Origin of the sequence: Streptomyces gilvus (genome assembly GCF_022513565.1) — a bacterium.
Lineage (GTDB): Bacteria > Actinomycetota > Actinomycetes > Streptomycetales > Streptomycetaceae > Streptomyces > Streptomyces gilvus.
On record NZ_JAKWBE010000005.1, the window covers coordinates 23,599 to 41,289 of the forward strand.

Sequence of the window (17,691 nt, forward strand, 5' to 3'; positions counted from 1 at the left end):
AAGGCACAGGTTTGACCGTCTCGATGTGACCCATGTGACGGTCGCGGACCGTGTCGCTGTTCGGCCGAACGGGTGACTTGCCGTAAGAATTGGCCAGTGCGATCTGTGAAGGCGAGTCAGTTCGGGGGGAGCCGGTGAACAGTCACGACGTCACCGATGAGCAGTGGGAAGGGCTCGCCCAGGTGGTGCCGTTGCGGGGACGCGACGCCTGGCCGTCCTCGGTCGGGCACCGGGCGCTGCCCGACGCGGTGACGGAGACCCGGCGCCGCTTCGTCGTCCTGCGCGTCAACGTCTTCGCCGACGCACGCGACGTCGCCGAGACCCTGATGGCCGGTGTCCCCGTCCTCCTCGACCTCAGCAGCGCCGAGAGCGAGGTCGCCAAACGGGTCCTCGACTTCAGCACCGGAGTCGTCTTCGGCCTGGCCAGCGGAATGCACCGGGTCGACCGCAACGTCTTCCTGCTGACACCGTCGGGCACCGAGGTGACGGGCCTGATGGAGGGGGCGGGAGTGTCGGGCGGCTGAGCGTGTGGGAGCCCGTCGGACCGCCGCGGTCACCTCACGTCACGACGGTCCCCCGATCGTAGGAAGCCCCTCACGGCGGAACGGTTCGCCTGCGGAGCGGAGTCCTACGGTCCGGACATGAGCGTGTCATCGCCCCCATCGCCCACGACCACGTCTCCCGAACCCCCCACCGCGATCCGCCCCTGCGTCACCGAGCTGCGGCTGTCCGCGTTCGCCGGGCATCGGCGGGCCGGGTTCGCGCTCGGCCCCGTCACCCTGCTCGCCGGGCCCAGCGGGGCCGGGAAGACGACCGCGTTACGGGCGTACGAGGCACTCGCCCGGCTCGGCGGCGGTGCCGCGGTCGACGAGGTCTTCCTCGACGCGAGTGCCTGCGTGCCCGACCGCGCCCGGCCCGACGCCCAGCGCCGCAGGGGCTTCCGCATCGGCTGCACGGCCGACGGCCCCGAGGGCCCGGTCCGGCTCGACGTCGCCGTCCAGGCCGAGCCCGAACTGCGCATCGTGGGCGAACGGTTGACGTCCGCAGGGCTGGTGCTGCTGGAGACCGCGCTGCGCGATCCCGCCCGCCGCTGCGTGCAGGCCGCCTGGCACACGGCCGGTTCGGCGCCGGTGACCCGCGCCCCGCTGCCCGACGACCGGCTCGGCACCACGCTGCTCCCGCTGCGGGTGGCCGGCAAGACCGACGGACAGCGCCGGGTGCTCGCCGCCGCCGAACAGATGGTGGTCGCCCTCCGCTCCGTCTTCGCCTGCGACCCGCGCCCCGGCCGTATGCGGTCCCCGGTGCCGATGGGCTCCGGCCGGCTCCTCGGCGGCTGCGACAACCTCGCCGACGTCCTGTGGCGCACCCGCACCGAGTGCGGCCGCCGTCACGCCCTGCTCGTCGCGGCGACGGGCGCGGGCTGCGCCGGGCCGGTGACCGACGTGCTCGCCGAACCGCTCGGCGACGGCACGGTCCGGGGCCTGCTGGACCGGGGCGACGGATTCCGGACGCCCTTCGCCCGCCTCGGTGACGGCGAGCTGCGTTACCTCGCCCACGCGCTGGTCCTGCTGACCGGTCCCGGTGTGCTGGAGGTGGACCCGGCCGGCGAGGTGCCCGCCGCGATGCAGACGCTCACCGTGCTGGCCGACGCCTTCGACCGGTCCCTGGACCCGCGCCAGCGCCGCGCGCTGACGGACCTCGCGGTGCGCATGGGCGCCCGTGGTCACATCCGCTTCGTGGCCGCGGTCGCCGACGCGTCCTGGGCGGAGGGGACCGACGGGGTCACGGTGGTACACCTGGACCCGTGAACGAACCTCTTGATGTGGCGGGACTGCAGCGCAGACTGGCCGAGTTCGCGGCGGCGCGGGGCTGGGAGCCCTACCACACCCCGAAGAACCTCGTCACCGCGCTCAGTGTCGAGGCCTCCGAACTGGTCGAGATCTTCCAGTGGTTGACGCCCGAGGAGTCCGCGCGTGTGATGGACGACCCGGACACGGCGCACCGGGTGCGGGACGAAGTGGCCGACGTGCTCGCCTACTTGCTCCAGCTGTGCGAGGTCCTCGGCGTCGACCCGCTCGCCGCGCTGGACGCGAAGATCGACCGCAACGAGCGGAGGTTCCCGGCACCGTAAGGAGTCGTACGCTCCGTTTTCACTCTCCGGAGTCGAAATCCGCTTCGAAACCGATTCGTTGTCCACAGATTTCCGCCTTCCTCTGGCTTTTCGTCCCGGGCGCCTTCACTCTGGGTAGTGGACAACGGAGTTCGGGCAGACGCGTGGGCAGCGCGTGGAGACGGACGGGGGCAGCGCATGGACGCTGTGCGGCTCATCGTGACGAGCAGGCGGGCGCTGGCGGTGGGCGGAGACGCGCCCGAGATCCTGACGGAGGTATGGCAGGCGCAGGCCCTCGCCCAGGCGATCGGCAGCCGCCTCGCGGTCGCCGGACCACCCGAACTGCGCGGCGAGGCACTGGGGTTGACGGAGCTGGCGGGCCGCGGCTGCGGGGTGCTGGACGAGCCCCGGCTGGCCCCCGGCGACCTCCGCGCGGCCCAGCTGACCGAACTGGGCGACGCCCGCCAGGCCCTCAGCTACCTCGGCGGTCTGCTCGGTGAGGTGGGCATCGCCCTGGTGGGCCTCGCCTGCGCGGTGAACGACGAGGGCACGTACTGGCAGTGCATGGAGGCCATCGACGCCGCGGACGAGTCCAGAGACCGCGTCCGCGAGATGCTCCGCAAACTGACGGACGCGGAGCAGCGTTTACCGGAGAGAGAGGCCGGCTAGATCAGCTCCGGGCGATCAGGTGTGCCGCGCAGGTGTGCAGTCACAGCTGATCCACGAATAAACGAAGGCGCCGGTCGGCCCCCTGTGCGAAGGTGAGACCGTCGTCCTGCCGAGCCCCCAGGATCACCCTTCCTGGGGGCTCTCGTGCGCACGGCACCCGAACCGTCCACCCGTCGGAGAGTCTCCGCATGTTCCTGACCATCACCACCACCGGCACCCCCGAACGCCCCGCGACCGACCTCGGCTACCTGCTGCACAAGCACCCCGACAAATCGCAGGCGTTCTCCACCTCCTACGGCACGGCGCACGTCCTCTACCCCGAGGCCGACACGCGGCGCTGCACGGCGGCCCTGCTGCTGGAGGTGGACGCGGTGGCCCTGGTCCGGCGGGGCAAGGGCAAGGGGCGCGGCGGAGCTCCCGACGCGGCACTCGCGCAGTACGTCAACGACCGCCCCTACGCGGCCTCCTCACTGCTCGCCGTGGCGCTCAGCGGAGTCTTCTCCAGCGCGATGAAGGGCACCTGCCACGCCCGCCCCGAACTGCCGGACCAGGCAAGGCCGTTGCGCATCGAGATACCCGCACTGCCCGCCCGCGGCGGTCCCGGCCTCGTACAGCGTCTCTTCGAGCCCCTCGGCTGGACCGTCACGGCCGAACCGGTCGTGCTGGACAGCGAGTTCCCCGAGTGGGGCGACTCGCGGTACGTGCGGCTCGTCCTGGAGTCCGAGGCGCTGACCCTCGCCGAGGCGCTGCGTCACCTCTATGTCCTGCTCCCCGTCCTCGACGACGCCAAGCACTACTGGGTGTCCTCGGACGAGGTCGACAAGCTGCTGCGGGCCGGCGAGGGCTGGCTGCCCGGGCACCCGGAGCAGAAGCTGATCACCAGCCGTTACCTGTCCCGCCGCTGGTCGCTGACCCGGCAGGCGATGGAGCGGCTGGAGCTGGTGCGGCTCGCGGAGGCCGACGACAGCGAGGTCGAGGACATCGACAACGCGGTCGGGGAGGAGACCGAGGCGGAGGAGAAGCCGACGCCGCTGGCGGTGCGGCGAAGGGACGCGATCGTCGAGGCGCTGCACACGTCCGGCGCCGCGCGCGTGCTCGATCTCGGCTGCGGACAGGGCCAGTTGGTTCAGGCGCTGCTCAAGGACGCGCGCTTCACCGAGATCGTCGGTGTCGACGTGTCGATGCGCGCCCTGACCATCGCCTCCCGGCGGCTGAAGCTGGACCGCATGGGGGAGCGGCAGGCCTCGCGCGTCAAGCTCTTCCAGGGCTCGCTCGCCTACACCGACAAGCGGCTCAAGGGGTACGACGCCGCCGTGCTCAGCGAGGTCATCGAGCACCTCGACCTGCCGCGGCTGCCCGCCCTGGAGTACGCGGTGTTCGGCGCGGCCCGTCCCCGCACGGTCCTCGTGACCACCCCGAACGTCGAGTACAACGTCCGCTGGGAGTCCCTCCCCGCGGGCCATGTGCGCCACGGCGACCACCGCTTCGAGTGGACCCGCGAGGAGTTTGGCGCCTGGGCGGGCGCGGTGGCCGAACGGCACGGCTACGACGTGGAGTTCGTGCCGGTCGGCCCGGACGACCCGGAGGTCGGGCCGCCCACCCAGATGGCCGTGTTCAGGATGACCACCGAGAAGGAGGCGAAGGCGGCATGACCGAGACGGCACCCAACAGGGGACGGGTCCTCCCCGTCACCGACCTCTCCCTCGTCGTCCTCGTCGGCGCCTCCGGCTCCGGCAAGTCGACCTTCGCCCGCCGGCACTTCAAGCCGACCGAGGTGATCTCCTCCGACTTCTGCCGCGGCCTGGTCTCCGACGACGAGAACGACCAGAGCGCGACCAGGGACGCCTTCGACGTCCTGCACTACATCGCCGGCAAGCGCCTGGCCGCCGGCCGCCGTACGGTCGTCGACGCGACCAGCGTGCAGCAGGACGCCCGGCGCCAGCTGATCGACCTGGCCAGGCAGTACGACGTGCTGCCCATCGCCATCGTCCTGGACGTCCCCGAGGAGGTCTGCGCCGAGCGCAACGCGGCCCGCACCGACCGGGCCGACATGCCGCGCCGGGTCATCCAGCGCCACATCCGCGAACTGCGCCGCTCCGTACGGCACCTGGAGCGCGAGGGCTTCCGCAAGGTGCACGTGCTGCGCGGTGTGGAGGACGTCGAGAACGCCACCGTCGTCACCGAGAAGCGCTTCAACGACCTGACCCACCTCACCGGCCCCTTCGACATCATCGGCGACATCCACGGCTGCTCCTCCGAACTGGATTCGCTGCTGGGCAAGTTGGGCTACACCGACGGCGTCCACCCGGAGGGCCGTACGGCCGTCTTCGTCGGCGACCTCGTCGACCGCGGCCCGGACAGCCCGGGCGTGCTGCGCCGGGTGATGGCGATGGTGAAGTCGGGCAACGCCCTGTGCGTGCCGGGCAACCACGAGAACAAGTACGGCCGTTATCTCAAGGGCCGCAAGGTCCAGCACACGCACGGCCTCGCCGAGACCGTCGAGCAGATGGCGGGCCGGAGCGAGGAGTTCGTCGCCGAGGTAAGGGAGTTCATCGACTCCCTGGTCAGTCACTACGTCCTCGACGGCGGCCGGCTGGTCGTCTGCCACGCGGGTCTGCCGGAGAAGTACCACGGCCGCACCTCCGGCCGGGTCCGCTCGCACGCGCTGTACGGCGACACCACCGGCGAGACCGACGAGTTCGGGCTGCCGGTGCGCTACCCGTGGGCGGAGGACTACCGGGGCCGCGCGGCCGTCGTCTACGGTCACACGCCGGTTCCGGAGGCCACCTGGCTCAACAACACCATCTGCCTGGACACCGGCGCGGTCTTCGGCGGCAAGCTCACCGCGCTGCGCTGGCCGGAGCGCGAGCTGGTCGACGTACCGGCCGAGCGGGTCTGGTACGAGCCGGCGCGACCGCTGCGGTCCGAGGCACCCGGCGGGCACGACGGCCGGCCGCTCGACCTCGGCGACGTGCACGGCCGCCGGATCGTGGAGACCCGGCACTCGGGGCGGGTCTCGGTCCGTGAGGAGAACGCGGCCGCGGCCCTGGAGGTCATGAGCCGGTTCGCGGTGGACCCGCGTCTGCTGCCGTACCTGCCGCCGACCATGGCACCGACGGCCACCAGTCACGTGGACGGCTATCTGGAGCACCCGGCCGAGGCGTTCGCGCAGTATGCGGCGGACGGCGTCGAGCGGGTCGTGTGCGAGGAGAAGCACATGGGCTCGCGCGCGGTGGCGCTGGTGTGCCGGGACGCGGAGGCGGCGCGCAAGCGGTTCGGCGTCGACGGTCCGACGGGTTCGCTGTACACCCGTACCGGACGGCCCTTCTTCGACGACCCGTCGGTGACGGAGGAGATCCTGGGCCGTGTCCGCGCGGCCGTCACCGAGGCCGGCCTCTGGGACGAACTCGACACGGACTGGCTTCTGTTGGACGCCGAGCTCATGCCGTGGTCGCTGAAGGCGTCCGGTCTGCTGCGCTCGCAGTACGCCGCCGTCGGCGCCGCGTCCGGCGCGGTGTTCCCGGGGGCGCTGGCCGCCCTGGAGGGCGCGGCGGCGCGGGGCGTGGACGTGGCCGGCCTGCTGGACCGCCAGCGGGAACGCGCCTCGAACGCGGCCGCGTTCACGGAGGCGTACCGGCGCTACTGCTGGACCACCGACGGCCTGGACGGCGTACGCCTGGCTCCCTTCCAGATCCTCGCCGTCCAGGGCCGCAGCCTCGCCGCGCTCCCGCACGACGGGCAACTGGCCCTGCTGGACCGGCTGGTGGAGCACGACGGCACCGGTCTGCTGCAGACCACCCGGCGGCTCTACGTCGACACCGGTGACCCCGAGTCGGTAGGGGCCGGTGTCGACTGGTGGCTGGAGATGACGGGCCGCGGCGGCGAGGGCATGGTCGTCAAGCCGCTGGGCGCGCTGGTGCGCGGCGGCGAGGGCCGGCTGGTGCAGCCCGGCATCAAGTGCCGGGGCCGCGAGTACCTGCGGATCATCTACGGCCCGGAGTACACGCGTCCCGACAACCTCGCCCGTCTGCGCACCCGCTTCCTCAACCACAAGCGGTCGCTGGCGATCCGTGAGTACGCCCTGGGCCTGGAGGCCCTGGACCGCCTCGCGGAGGGCGAGCCGCTGTGGCGGGTGCACGAGGCGGTGTTCGGGGTGCTGGCCCTGGAGTCTGAGCCGGTGGACCCGCGCCTGTGAGTACGCCCGGCCCCGGCACCCCGCGAACAGGGGTGCCGGGGCCGGCCGGTCCCAGCCGACTGGAAGCCGGACGTAGGGGCGTGGAAGGTCATCGCCGACTCCCGGTCGTCGACCGGCACTTCGGACAGGGCCGCGGTCAGCGCGCGGTACCGGAAGCTGAGCCCCGGTCCGTCGTGCAGCAGCCTGCCGCCCCTGTGGTGCCGGATGTGCGCCGTCGGCGCGCCCCGGAGATGGCGCCGGCCAGGTGCCGGGTGATGTCGGCCATCGGACCCCCTTCTTTTCGTCTCTTGGACGACAATGCCGGGAGCTGGTTATCGTCAAGGGGACGAGAACAAGTAGCCGAAGAAACCGCCGAGCCACGGGTCAAGACGCCGCCCGATGGTCAGGATGGAGGCATGGGATTCCATGTCGACTCCGAGGCCGGGCGGCTGCGCCGCGTCATCCTGCACCGGCCGGATCTGGAGCTCAAAAGGCTCACCCCCAGCAACAAGGACGCCCTCCTGTTCGACGACGTGCTGTGGGTGCGCCGGGCGCGCGCCGAACACGACGGCTTCGCCGACGTGCTGCGCGACCGCGGGGTCACCGTCCATCTCTTCGGCGACCTGCTCACCGAGGCCCTTCAGGTCCCGGCGGCCCGCACCCTCGTCCTGGACCGGGTCTTCGACGAGAAGGAGTACGGCGTCCTCGCCACCGACCACCTCAGGGCCGCCTTCGAGACCCTCCCCGCGCCGGAACTCGCCGAGGCCCTGGTCGGCGGCATGACCAAGCGCGAGTTCCTGGACGCGCACCCGGAGCCGACCTCGGTCCGCTTCCACGTCATGGACCTCGACGAGTTCCTGCTGGCGCCGCTGCCCAACCACCTCTTCACCCGCGACACCTCCGCCTGGATCTACGACGGCGTCGCCGTCAACGCCATGCGCTGGCCGGCCCGGCAGCGGGAGACGATCCACTTCGAGGCGATCTACCGCCACCACCCCCTCTTCTGTGACGAAACGTTCCGCGTCTGGTCCGAGGGGCAGGCCGACTACCCGTCCACCATCGAGGGCGGGGACGTCCTGGTGATCGGCAACGGCGCCGTCCTGATCGGTATGAGCGAGCGGACCACCCCGCAGGCCGTGGAGATGCTCGCGCACAAGCTGTTCGCGGCCGGCTCCGCGCAGACGATCGTGGCCCTCGACATGCCGAAGCGGCGTGCCTTCATGCACCTCGACACCGTGATGACGATGGTCGACGGCGACACCTTCACCCAGTACGCGGGCCTCGGCATGCTCCGCTCGTACACCATCGAACCGGGCGTCGGCGACAAGGAGCTCAAGGTCACCGACCATCCGCCGGAGCACATGCACCGCGCGATCGCCGCCGCCCTGGGCCTCAGCGAGATCCGCGTGCTGACCGCCACCCAGGACGTGCACGCCGCCGAGCGCGAGCAGTGGGACGACGGCTGCAACGTCCTCGCCGTCGAGCCCGGTGTCGTCGTCGCCTACGAGCGCAACGCCACCACCAACACCCATCTGCGCAAGCAGGGCATCGAGGTCATCGAGATCCCGGGCAGCGAACTCGGCCGGGGCCGGGGCGGGCCGCGCTGCATGAGCTGTCCGGTCGAACGGGCGGCCGTGTAGACGCACACGTATGTGCATAGAAATGCTGAAGCTCGTATAGACTTCCAGAGTCCGTTGTTCCCGTATCTCTGGAGCGCCCCATGGCGACCGTCCCGACCGCCCTCGCCGGGCGCCACTTCCTCAAGGAGCTCGACTTCACGAGGGAGGAGTTCCTCGGCCTGATCGAGCTGGCCGCCGAGCTGAAGGCCGCGAAGAAGGCCGGGACCGAGCAGCGGTATCTGAGCGGCAGGAACATCGCGCTGATCTTCGAGAAGACCTCGACGCGCACCCGCTGCGCGTTCGAGGTCGCCGCCGCCGACCAGGGCGCCTCGACCACCTACCTCGACCCATCCGGCTCGCAGATCGGGCACAAGGAGTCGGTCAGGGACACCGCGCGCGTGCTCGGCAGGATGTACGACGGGATCGAGTACCGCGGCGACAGCCAGCAGAAGGTCGAGGAGCTCGCCGCTCACGCCGGCGTCCCCGTCTTCAACGGTCTCACCGACGACTGGCACCCCACCCAGATGCTGGCCGACGTGCTGACCATGACCGAGCACTCCGCCAAGCCGGTCGAGCGGATCTCCTTCGCCTACCTCGGCGACGCCCGCTTCAACATGGGCAACTCCTACCTGGTCACCGGCGCCCTGCTCGGCATGGACGTGCGGATCGTCGCCCCCAAGGCGTACTGGCCGGCCCAGGAGATCGTCGACCGCGCGCACGAGCTGGCCGGGACCAGCGGGGCGAGGATCACGCTCACCGAATCCGTGACCGAGGGCGTGCTGGGCGCCGACTTCGTCGCCACCGACGTCTGGGTCTCCATGGGCGAGCCCAAGGAGGTCTGGGACGAGCGGATCACCGCCCTCGGCCCCTACGCGGTGACGATGGACGTCCTGCGTGCCACCGGCAACCCGGACGTCCGGTTCCTGCACTGCCTCCCGGCCTTCCACGACCTGGGCACCAAGGTCGGCCGGGAGATACACGAGACCCACGGCCTCGACTCGCTGGAGGTCACCGACGAGGTGTTCGAGTCCGCCCACTCGGTCGTCTTCGACGAGGCGGAGAACCGTCTGCACACCATCAAGGCGATCCTGGTGGCCACGCTGGCCTGAGGACGGTCAGACCGGGCGCCGCTGCGGGGGCACCGACGGCAGCCGGAACCACACGGCCTTCCCGGAGTCCGTCGCGCGGTGCCCGCAGGACGAGCTGAGCGCGCGGATGAGCAGCAGCCCGCGCCCGTGTTCCTGCCAGGGATCGGGCTCGCCCCCGTTCGGCCTGGTCAGATCGCCCGGCGGCGCCGGGTCCGGGTCGTGCACCTCGACCTGGCAGCCGCCCGGCAGCAGCTCCACCACGAGCTCTATGGGGGAGTCCCCGGCGGTGTGCTCCACCGCGTTCGCGACCAGCTCCGCCGTCAGCAGCTCCGCGGTGTCGCTGTCGGCCCCGTGCTCCAGCTCGGCCAGCGCCGTGCGCACCAGGGCGCGGGCCACGGGCACGGCCGCGGCGGAGTGCGGCAGCGCGACGCGCCAGGAGGCGGCGGAGGCCGAGGGGGGTTCGTACAAGGCGGGTCCGTTCATGAGCAGGCTGTCCTGCTTTCAACTTTATGAATGGTACGGCGCCGCCGTCAGGGACGTCCGTCGGGCACCGTGCGGGACCGTCGACCCCGCTGACGGGCGGCTTACCCCTGGAAACGGCTTGCCGCGCGCGGGTGCTCCCGCTGTTACCGCTCTATTGACGAGCGGTGACGAGTGGTGACAGAGATGTATTGCATCCGTGACGACAGTCACGAATGGGTGATAACTTCGAGATGTGTCCGCGCCACCGTCCAAGGAGGCCGCACCGCATGAGTCCCTTCACCGGCTCCGCCGCCCGCACCGCCGACTGGCGGCACCTGCGCGTCGAGCTCACCGACGGGGTCGCGACCGTCACCCTGGCCCGCCCCGAGAAACTCAACGCGCTCACCTTCGGCGCCTACGCCGACCTGCGCGACCTGCTCGCCGAGCTGTCCCGTGAGCGCTCCGTCCGCGCCCTGGTCCTGGCCGGTCAGGGCCGCGGCTTCTGCTCCGGCGGCGACGTCGACGACATCATCGGCGCCACGCTCGCCATGGACACGGCCCAGCTGCTGGACTTCAACCGCATGACGGGCCAGGTCGTGCGGGCCGTACGGGAATGTCCCTTCCCCGTGATCGCGGCGCTGCACGGAGTGGCGGCGGGCGCCGGCGCGGTCCTGGCCCTGGCGGCGGACTTCCGGGTGGCCGACCCCACCACCCGGTTCGCGTTCCTCTTCACCCGGGTCGGGCTTTCCGGCGGTGACATGGGGGCGGCCTATCTGCTGCCCAGGGTCGTCGGACTCGGCCACGCGACCCGGCTGCTGATGCTGGGCGACCCGGTACGGGCCCCGGAGGCCGAGCGCATCGGCCTGATCAGCGAACTGGTGGAGGAGGGCGCGGCGGACGACGCGGCACAGTCCCTGGCCCGCCGCCTGGCCGACGGCCCTGCCCTGGCGCACGCCCAGACGAAGGCGCTGCTGACCGCGGAGCTGGACATGCCGCTCGCGGCCGCGGTCGAACTGGACGCGTCCACCCAGGCCCTCCTGATGAACGGCGAGGACTACGCGGAGTTCCACGCGGCCTTCACGGAGAAGAGGCCGCCGAAGTGGCAGGGGAGGTGAGGTCGCGATGCGTGTCGCGATCATCGGGGGCGGACCCGGCGGACTCTACGCCGCCGCCCTGCTGAAGCGGCTCGATCCCGCCCGCGAGGTGACCGTCTGGGAGCGCAACGCCCCCGACGACACCTTCGGCTTCGGAGTCGTCCTCTCCGACGAGACCCTCGGCGGCATCGAACACGCCGACCGGGCCGTGTACGAGGCGATGCAGGGGGAGTTCGTCCGCTGGGACGACATCGACATCGTGCGCCGGGGCGAACGGCACACCTCCTCGGGCCACGGCTTCGCCGCCCTCGGCCGCAAACGCCTCCTGGAGATCCTGCACACCCGCTGCCGGAACCTCGGTGTGGACCTCCGCTTCCGCTCCGAGGCCCCCTACCCCGACCGGCTGTCCGGCACCCACGACCTCGTCGTCGCCGCCGACGGGGTCAACAGCACCACCCGCGAGGCCTACGCCCATGTGTTCCGCCCCCGGGTGGCCGGCCACCGCTGCCGCTACATCTGGCTGGCCACCGACTTCCCCTTCGACGCCTTCCGCTTCGAGATCGCCGAGACCGAACACGGCGTGATGCAGCTGCACGGCTACCCCTACTCCGGCGACTCCTCCACCGTGATCGTCGAGATGCACGAGGACGTCTGGCGCGCGGCGGGCTTCGAGGAACTCGACACGGCCCAGTCCGTCGACCGCTGCGCCAAGATCTTCGCGGAGGCGCTCCGCGGTCGCCCCCTGCGCTCCAACAAGTCGGCCTGGACGACCTTCCGCACGGTCACCAACGAGCGCTGGTCCCACGGCAACGTCGTCCTGCTCGGCGACGCCGCCCACACCGCCCACTTCTCCATCGGCTCCGGCACCAAACTCGCCGTCGAGGACGCCCTCGCCCTCGCCGCCTGCCTGGAGGAACAGCCGTCCCTCGACAAGGCGCTGACCGCCTACGAGGAGGAGCGCAAACCCGTCGTCGCCTCCACCCAGCGCGCCGCCCGCGCCAGCCTGGAGTGGTTCGAGAACCTCGGCCTCTACCTCGACCAGCCGCCCCGCCAGTTCGCCTTCAACCTCCTCACCCGCAGCCGCCGCGTCACCCACGACAACCTCAGGATGCGCGACGCCCGGTTCACCGGTTCCGTGGAGGACGAGTTCGGCTGCCCGCCCGGCACCCCGCCGATGTTCACCCCGTTCCGGCTGCGCGGACTGACCCTGCGCAACCGGGTCGTCGTCTCGCCCATGGACATGTACTCCGCGGTCGACGGCGTCCCCGGCGACTTCCACCTCGTCCACCTCGGCGCCCGCGCCCTCGGCGGCGCCGGGCTCGTGATGACCGAGATGGTCTGCGTCAGCGCGGAGGGCAGGATCACCCCCGGCTGCACCGGCCTCTACACCGGCAAGCAGGCCGACTCCTGGCGGCGGATCACCGACTTCGTGCATACCCAGTCCCCCGGCACCGCGATCGGCGTGCAGCTCGGCCACTCCGGCCGCAAGGGCTCGACCAGGCTGATGTGGGAGGGCATGGACGAACCGCTGCCCGAGGGCAACTGGCCCCTCGTGGCCCCCTCCCCGCTGCCGTACAAGCCGGACAGCCAGACCCCGCGCGAGCTGAGCCGCGCCCAACTCACCGACATCCGCGAGCAGTTCACCTCCGCCGCCTGGCGTGCCGCGCGGGCCGGCTTCGACCTCCTCGAACTGCACTGCGCCCACGGCTACTTGCTGTCCGGCTTCCTCTCCCCGCTCACCAACCGCCGCACCGACGGCTACGGCGGCTCGCTGGAGAAACGACTGCGCTTCCCGCTGGAGGTCTTCGACGCGATCCGGGGCGTGTGGCCGCAGGAGAAGCCCATGACGGTCCGCGTCTCCGCCACCGACTGGGCCGACGGCGGGACGACCGCCGAGGACGCCGTCGAGATCGCCCGCGCCTTCGCCGCGCACGGCGCCGACGCCATCGACGTGTCGACCGGCCAGGTCGTCGCCGAGGAGCGGCCGGAGTTCGGGCGGTCGTACCAGACGCCGTACGCGGACCGGATCCGGCGCACCACGGGTGTCCCCGTGATCGCGGTCGGCGCGATCTCCTCCTGGGACGACGTCAACTCCCTGATCCTGGCCGGGCGTGCGGACCTGTGCGCCCTCGCCCGCCCGCACCTCTACGACCCGCACTGGACCCTGCACGCGGCCGCCGAGCAGGGCTACGACGGCCCGGGCGTCGTCTGGCCGGCCCCGTACCGAGCAGGCAGCCGCCGCCCGCAGACCGGACGCACGGACGCCCCCAAACCCCGTCTCACTCTGGGGAGTTGACGTCCATCACGCCGACGCACGGGCGGTTCGTTCAGGGCCGCTGTCCGCCCGCGAACACCGCCCCCGCGTCCCTGAGCCGCTCGTGCAGCTCCCGGAAGACCGCGGCCGAGCGGACGCCCGGCCAGTCCTCGGGGAGGAGACGGGCGGGCAGTCCGGGGTCGGTGTAGGGGAGGTGGCGCCAGGAGTCGAGGGCGAGGAGATAGTCGCGGTAGGCCTCCTCGGGCGGGGTGTCCCCGCGCTCGCGCCAGCTGTGCAGCACGGGTGCGTGCCGGTCGAGGAACGCCTCGTGCTCCTTGGCGATCGCGGCCAGGTCCCACCAGCGGGCGACGGCCTCCACGGTCGCGGCGAAGCCCAGGTGCTCGCCGCGGAAGAGGTCGACGTACGGGTCCAGGTGCAGCCGGCGCAGCGTGTGCCGGGTCTCCTCGTGCAGCCGGGCCGGGGCGATCCACACACCCGGCGCCGCCGTGCCGAAGCCGAGCCCGGCCAGCCGTGAGCGCAGCACATGCCGCTTCTGTCGCTCCGACTCCGGCACCGAGAACACCGCGAGCACCCAGCCCTCGTCCTCGGGCGGCGCGGTGGCGTAGATGCGCCGGTCGCCGTCCTCGAGCAACTGGCGGGCGTCCGGCGAGAGTTCGTACCCGGCGGCGCCCTCGGCCGTGCGGGCCGGAAGCAGCAGTCCACGGCGTTTGAGACGGGACACCGAGGAACGGACCGAGGGGGCGTCCACGCCGACCGCGGCCAGCAGCCGGATCAGCTCCGCGACGGGCACCGGGCCCGGCACGAAGCGGCCGTAGGCGCCGTAGAGCGTGACGATGAGAGACCGTGGTGCATGCTGGTCGGACACGTTGATCATCTTAGGTCTTCGTGATCACTGCTGGTCACCATCGGTGCGCAGCCGGAACCGCTGGAGCTTCCCGGTCGCCGTGCGCGGCAGCGCGTCCAGGAAGACGATCTCGCGCGGGCACTTGTACGGCGCGAGCTCCGCCTTGACGAAGGCGCGCAGGGCCTCCGCGTCCCGTACGGCGCCCTCCCTGAGGACCACATGGGCCACGACCACCTGTCCGCGGGCCTCGTCGGGCCGCCCCACCACCGCCGCCTCCATCACGTCCGGGTGACGCAGCAACGCGTCCTCGACCTCCGGTCCCGCGATGTTGTACCCGGCCGAGATGATCATGTCGTCGGCCCGGGCGACATAACGGAAGTAGCCGTCCGGCTCCCGGACATAGGTGTCGCCGGTGACGTTCCAGCCGTCACGCACGTAGTCGTGCTGGCGCGGATCGGCGAGGTAGCGGCAGCCGACCGGACCGCGCACGGCCAGCAGCCCCGGCTCCCCGTCGGGCACGGGCCGCCCGTCCGCGTCCTGCACGCGCGCCTCCCAGCCCGGCACGGGCACCCCGGTCGTCCCGGGCCGGATGTCGTCGTCGGCCGCGGAGATGAAGATGTGCAGCAGCTCGGTCGCGCCGATGCCGTTGATGATCCGCAGGCCGGTCCGCTCGTACCAGGCCCGCCAGGTGGCGGCGGGGAGGTTCTCGCCGGCGGAGACGCAGCGGCGCAGCGAGGTGACGTCGTGGGCGTCGAGGTCGTCCAGCATCGCCCGGTAGGCGGTCGGGGCGGTGAACAGGACGGAGACGCGGTGCTCGGCGACGGCGGGCAGCAGCTGCCTGGGGTGCGCCTGTTCGAGCAGCAGCGCGCTCGCGCCGGCCCGCATCGGGAAGACCACCAGTCCGCCGAGGCCGAAGGTGAAGCCGAGCGGCGGACTGCCCGTGAAGACGTCGTCCGCCTGTGGTTTGAGCACGTGCTTCGAGAAGGTGTCCGCTATGGCGAGCACGTCCCGGTGGAAGTGCATGCACCCTTTCGGGCGACCCGTGGTGCCCGAGGTGAACGCGATCAGCGCGATGTCGTCGGCCGCGGTGTCCACGGCCGGGTAGGGCGTGTCGGGCGCCGGGCGGCGCAGCAGGTCGTCGGGGGCGTCGCCGCCGTAGGTGGTGATGCGCAGGCCGGGTATCTCGGCCTTGGCGAGGTCGTCGACGGAGCGGATGTCGCAGAGGGCATGCCGGACCAGTGCCATGTCACATATCACTGCCAGCTCGTGCGGCCGCTGCTGCGCCAGCACGGTCACCGCCACCGCCCCCGCCTTCAGCACCGCCAGCCAGCACGCCGCGAGCCACGGCGTGGTGGGCCCGCGCAGCAGCACGCGCTGGCCGGCTATGACCCCCAGCTCGTCGGTGAGGACGTGCGCCAGCCGGTCGACGCGGGCGCGCAGCTCGCCGTACGTCCAGGTGGGGCCGTCCGGTGTGTGGAACACCGGGCGCTCGTCGGGTGGGCCGGCGAGGAGCTCGGCGGCGCAGTTCAGCCGATCGGGGTACCGCAGCCCGGGCAGCTCGAAGCGGAGGTCGGGCCACTGGTCGGGGGGCGGGAGGTGGTCGCGCGCGAAGGTGTCGACGTGGGCCGAGACGATCATGGCGGTTCGCCCCCTTGCCTTGTGGGCCGCCGTAGGTGGGCGTCGTGGTGGGCTCGCGGCAACGAGCGTATCGCGTTGGTGACGGCAGTCAACAGAGCGCGATAACGTCGGAGGAGACGCGGCGGAGAGGAGACCGGCGATGCCCGCATTCTCGCTCGAACCGGAACAGATCGCCTGGTGTGCGCGGCTGCGTACGCTGGCGGCGGAGCGGCTGCGCCCGCTCGCCGAGAAGGGCGAGCCCGGCCACGTCAACCGCCCGCTGATCGAGGAACTGGGCCGACTCGGCCTGCTGGGCCGTCTGTTCACCTCCGGCGCGCTCGACCTGTGCCTGATGCGGGAGTCCCTCGCCTACGCCTGCACGGAGGCGGAGACGGCCCTCGCCCTCCAGGGCCTGGGCGCGCATCCCGTGCACGCCCACGGCAGCCCCGCCCAACGCGAGCACTGGCTGCCGAGGGTGAGCGTGGGCGCCGCGGTGGCCGCGTTCGCGCTGAGCGAGCCGAACGCCGGCTCGGACGCGGCGGCGCTGGCGCTGCGGGCGGAGCCCGACGGAGCGGCCCGCTGGCGCCTGACCGGGGAGAAGTGCTGGATCTCCAACGCCCCCGAGGCCGACTTCTACACCGTCTTCGCGCGCACCACCCACGGCGCCGGCGCCCGCGGGGTGACCGCCTTCCTGGTCCCCGCCGACCGCCCCGGACTCACCGGGACCGCGCTCGACATGCTCTCGCCGCACCCCATCGGCGCCCTCGGCCTCGACGCCGTACCCGTGACCGCGGACGACGTGCTCGGCGAGGTCGACCGCGGCTTCCGCGTGGCGATGGGCACCCTCAACCTCTTCCGGCCCAGCGTCGGGGCCTTCGCCGTCGGCATGGCCCAGGCCGCCCTGGACGCGACCCTCGCGCACACCGCCCGACGGGACGCGTTCGGCGGCAAGCTGCGGGATCTGCAGACCGTCGCGCACCAGGTCGCCGAGCTGGCCCTGCGCACCGAGGCGGCCCGCCTCATGGTGTACGCGGCGGCGACGGCGTACGACGAGGGCGCCCCGGACGACCCCAAACGCGCGGCGATGGCGAAGCTGCTGGCCACCGAGACCGCGCAGCAAGTCGTCGACACGGCCGTCCAGTTGCACGGCGCCCGGGCGCTGCGCCGCGGACATCTGCTGGAACACCTGTACCGCGAGGTTCGCGCCCCGCGCATCTACGAGGGCGCGAGCGAGGTCCAACGCGGCATCATCGCCAAGGAGTTGTACAGGGAGCTGTACAGGGAGTCGGGCACGGAGCCGGACGCGGAGACGGAAACCCCGGAGGCAGGCCAGTGAGCACCGAACGCGTCAACCCGCCCGAACTCTCCCCGCCCACCGGCTTCTCGCACGCGGTCGTCGCCACCGGCACCCGCGTGGTGTTCCTGGCCGGCCAGACCGCCCTGGACACCGAGGGCAAGGTCACCGGCGACACGCTCCCCGCCCAGTTCGCGAAGGCGCTCACCAATCTGCTGACCGCGCTCACCGCGGCCGGCGGCACCCCCGCCGACCTGGCCCGCGTCACCGTCTACGCCACCGACGTCGCCGCCTACCGCGTCCACGCGCCCGAACTCGGGCGGATCTGGCGGCGGTTGGCGGGACGGGACTACCCGGCGATGGCGGTCGTGGAGGTCGTACGCCTCTGGGACGACCAGGCACAGGTGGAGCTCGACGGTTTCGCCGTGCTGCCCTGACCCGAGTC

The 17,691-nt window shown here is 72.0% G+C and carries 15 protein-coding genes and 1 pseudogene; 12 read left to right on the top strand and 4 right to left on the bottom strand.

The window, feature by feature from the left end; genetic code table 11:
* Positions 1–134 precede the first annotated feature (134 nt).
* The 6 genes from MKW14_RS10265 to MKW14_RS10290 all read left to right on the top strand — a co-directional run bounded on the left by MKW14_RS10265 (position 135) and on the right by MKW14_RS10290 (position 6,974).
* Positions 135–524, top strand: a complete 390-nt coding sequence (locus MKW14_RS10265) for a cell division protein SepF (protein ID WP_240861353.1) — start codon at positions 135–137, stop codon at positions 522–524.
* 117 nt (positions 525–641) lie between these two features.
* Positions 642–1,808: an AAA family ATPase gene (locus MKW14_RS10270; protein ID WP_240861357.1), complete on the top strand. Its 1,167-nt coding sequence runs from the start codon at positions 642–644 to the stop codon at positions 1,806–1,808.
* Positions 1,805–2,131 carry a nucleotide pyrophosphohydrolase gene (locus tag MKW14_RS10275; protein ID WP_240861359.1) on the top strand — a complete coding sequence of 109 codons (327 nt, stop codon included), beginning with the start codon at positions 1,805–1,807 and terminating at the stop codon, positions 2,129–2,131. Before MKW14_RS10270 ends, MKW14_RS10275 begins: the two co-directional genes overlap by 4 nt.
* Before the next feature lie 177 nt (positions 2,132–2,308).
* The gene (locus tag MKW14_RS10280; RefSeq protein WP_240861361.1) at positions 2,309–2,779 is read left to right on the top strand and encodes a DUF6099 family protein; all 471 of its coding nucleotides are present in this window, start codon (positions 2,309–2,311) and stop codon (positions 2,777–2,779) included.
* A 188-nt stretch (positions 2,780–2,967) separates the two neighbouring features.
* Positions 2,968–4,431: a 3' terminal RNA ribose 2'-O-methyltransferase Hen1 gene (locus MKW14_RS10285; RefSeq protein ID WP_240861363.1), complete on the top strand. Its 1,464-nt coding sequence runs from the start codon at positions 2,968–2,970 to the stop codon at positions 4,429–4,431.
* A complete protein-coding gene (locus tag MKW14_RS10290) occupies positions 4,428–6,974 on the top strand; it encodes a polynucleotide kinase-phosphatase (RefSeq protein ID WP_240861366.1) in 2,547 nt (848 codons plus the stop codon). The genes MKW14_RS10285 and MKW14_RS10290 overlap by 4 nt, the downstream gene beginning before the upstream one ends.
* A gap of 59 nt (positions 6,975–7,033) precedes the next feature.
* On the opposite strand, the pseudogene MKW14_RS10295 reads toward MKW14_RS10290, so the two are convergent.
* Positions 7,034–7,239: pseudogene (locus tag MKW14_RS10295) on the bottom strand (SPFH domain-containing protein); the annotation flags it as partial.
* Positions 7,240–7,369: 130 nt separating this feature from the next.
* On the opposite strand from MKW14_RS10295, the gene MKW14_RS10300 reads away from it, so the two are divergent.
* Both MKW14_RS10300 and argF read left to right on the top strand, forming a co-directional pair.
* On the top strand, positions 7,370–8,593 hold the full coding sequence (locus MKW14_RS10300; protein ID WP_240861369.1) for an arginine deiminase: 1,224 nt from the start codon (positions 7,370–7,372) through the stop codon (positions 8,591–8,593).
* Positions 8,594–8,673: 80 nt separating this feature from the next.
* A complete protein-coding gene (argF, locus tag MKW14_RS10305) occupies positions 8,674–9,681 on the top strand; it encodes an ornithine carbamoyltransferase (protein WP_240861371.1) in 1,008 nt (335 codons plus the stop codon).
* A gap of 6 nt (positions 9,682–9,687) precedes the next feature.
* Here the strand turns inward: argF and MKW14_RS10310 are convergent, their stop codons facing one another.
* On the bottom strand, positions 9,688–10,143 hold the full coding sequence (locus MKW14_RS10310) for an ATP-binding protein (RefSeq protein WP_240861373.1): 456 nt from the start codon (positions 10,141–10,143) through the stop codon (positions 9,688–9,690).
* A 266-nt stretch (positions 10,144–10,409) separates the two neighbouring features.
* Between MKW14_RS10310 and MKW14_RS10315 the strand changes: the two genes are divergently transcribed.
* Positions 10,410–11,237 (top strand): enoyl-CoA hydratase family protein, encoded by an 828-nt coding sequence (locus tag MKW14_RS10315; RefSeq protein ID WP_240861376.1) that lies wholly within the window; start codon positions 10,410–10,412, stop codon positions 11,235–11,237.
* Between the two features lie 7 nt (positions 11,238–11,244).
* Positions 11,245–13,512: a bifunctional salicylyl-CoA 5-hydroxylase/oxidoreductase gene (locus MKW14_RS10320; protein WP_240861377.1), complete on the top strand. Its 2,268-nt coding sequence runs from the start codon at positions 11,245–11,247 to the stop codon at positions 13,510–13,512.
* Between the two features lie 31 nt (positions 13,513–13,543).
* On the opposite strand, the gene MKW14_RS10325 is transcribed toward MKW14_RS10320, so the two are convergent.
* Complete coding sequence (locus MKW14_RS10325; RefSeq protein WP_240861379.1) at positions 13,544–14,365, bottom strand: PaaX family transcriptional regulator; 822 nt, start codon at positions 14,363–14,365, stop codon at positions 13,544–13,546.
* A 15-nt stretch (positions 14,366–14,380) separates the two neighbouring features.
* Positions 14,381–15,973, bottom strand: a complete 1,593-nt coding sequence (locus tag MKW14_RS10330; protein ID WP_240861382.1) for an AMP-binding protein — start codon at positions 15,971–15,973, stop codon at positions 14,381–14,383.
* Positions 15,974–16,112: 139 nt separating this feature from the next.
* Here MKW14_RS10330 and MKW14_RS10335 point away from each other — a divergent pair, with 139 nt between their 5' ends.
* Positions 16,113–17,288, top strand: a complete 1,176-nt coding sequence (locus MKW14_RS10335; RefSeq protein WP_240861385.1) for an acyl-CoA dehydrogenase family protein — start codon at positions 16,113–16,115, stop codon at positions 17,286–17,288.
* Complete coding sequence (locus MKW14_RS10340; RefSeq protein ID WP_240861387.1) at positions 17,285–17,683, top strand: RidA family protein; 399 nt, start codon at positions 17,285–17,287, stop codon at positions 17,681–17,683. Before MKW14_RS10335 ends, MKW14_RS10340 begins: the two co-directional genes overlap by 4 nt.
* Positions 17,684–17,691: the final 8 nt, after the last annotated feature.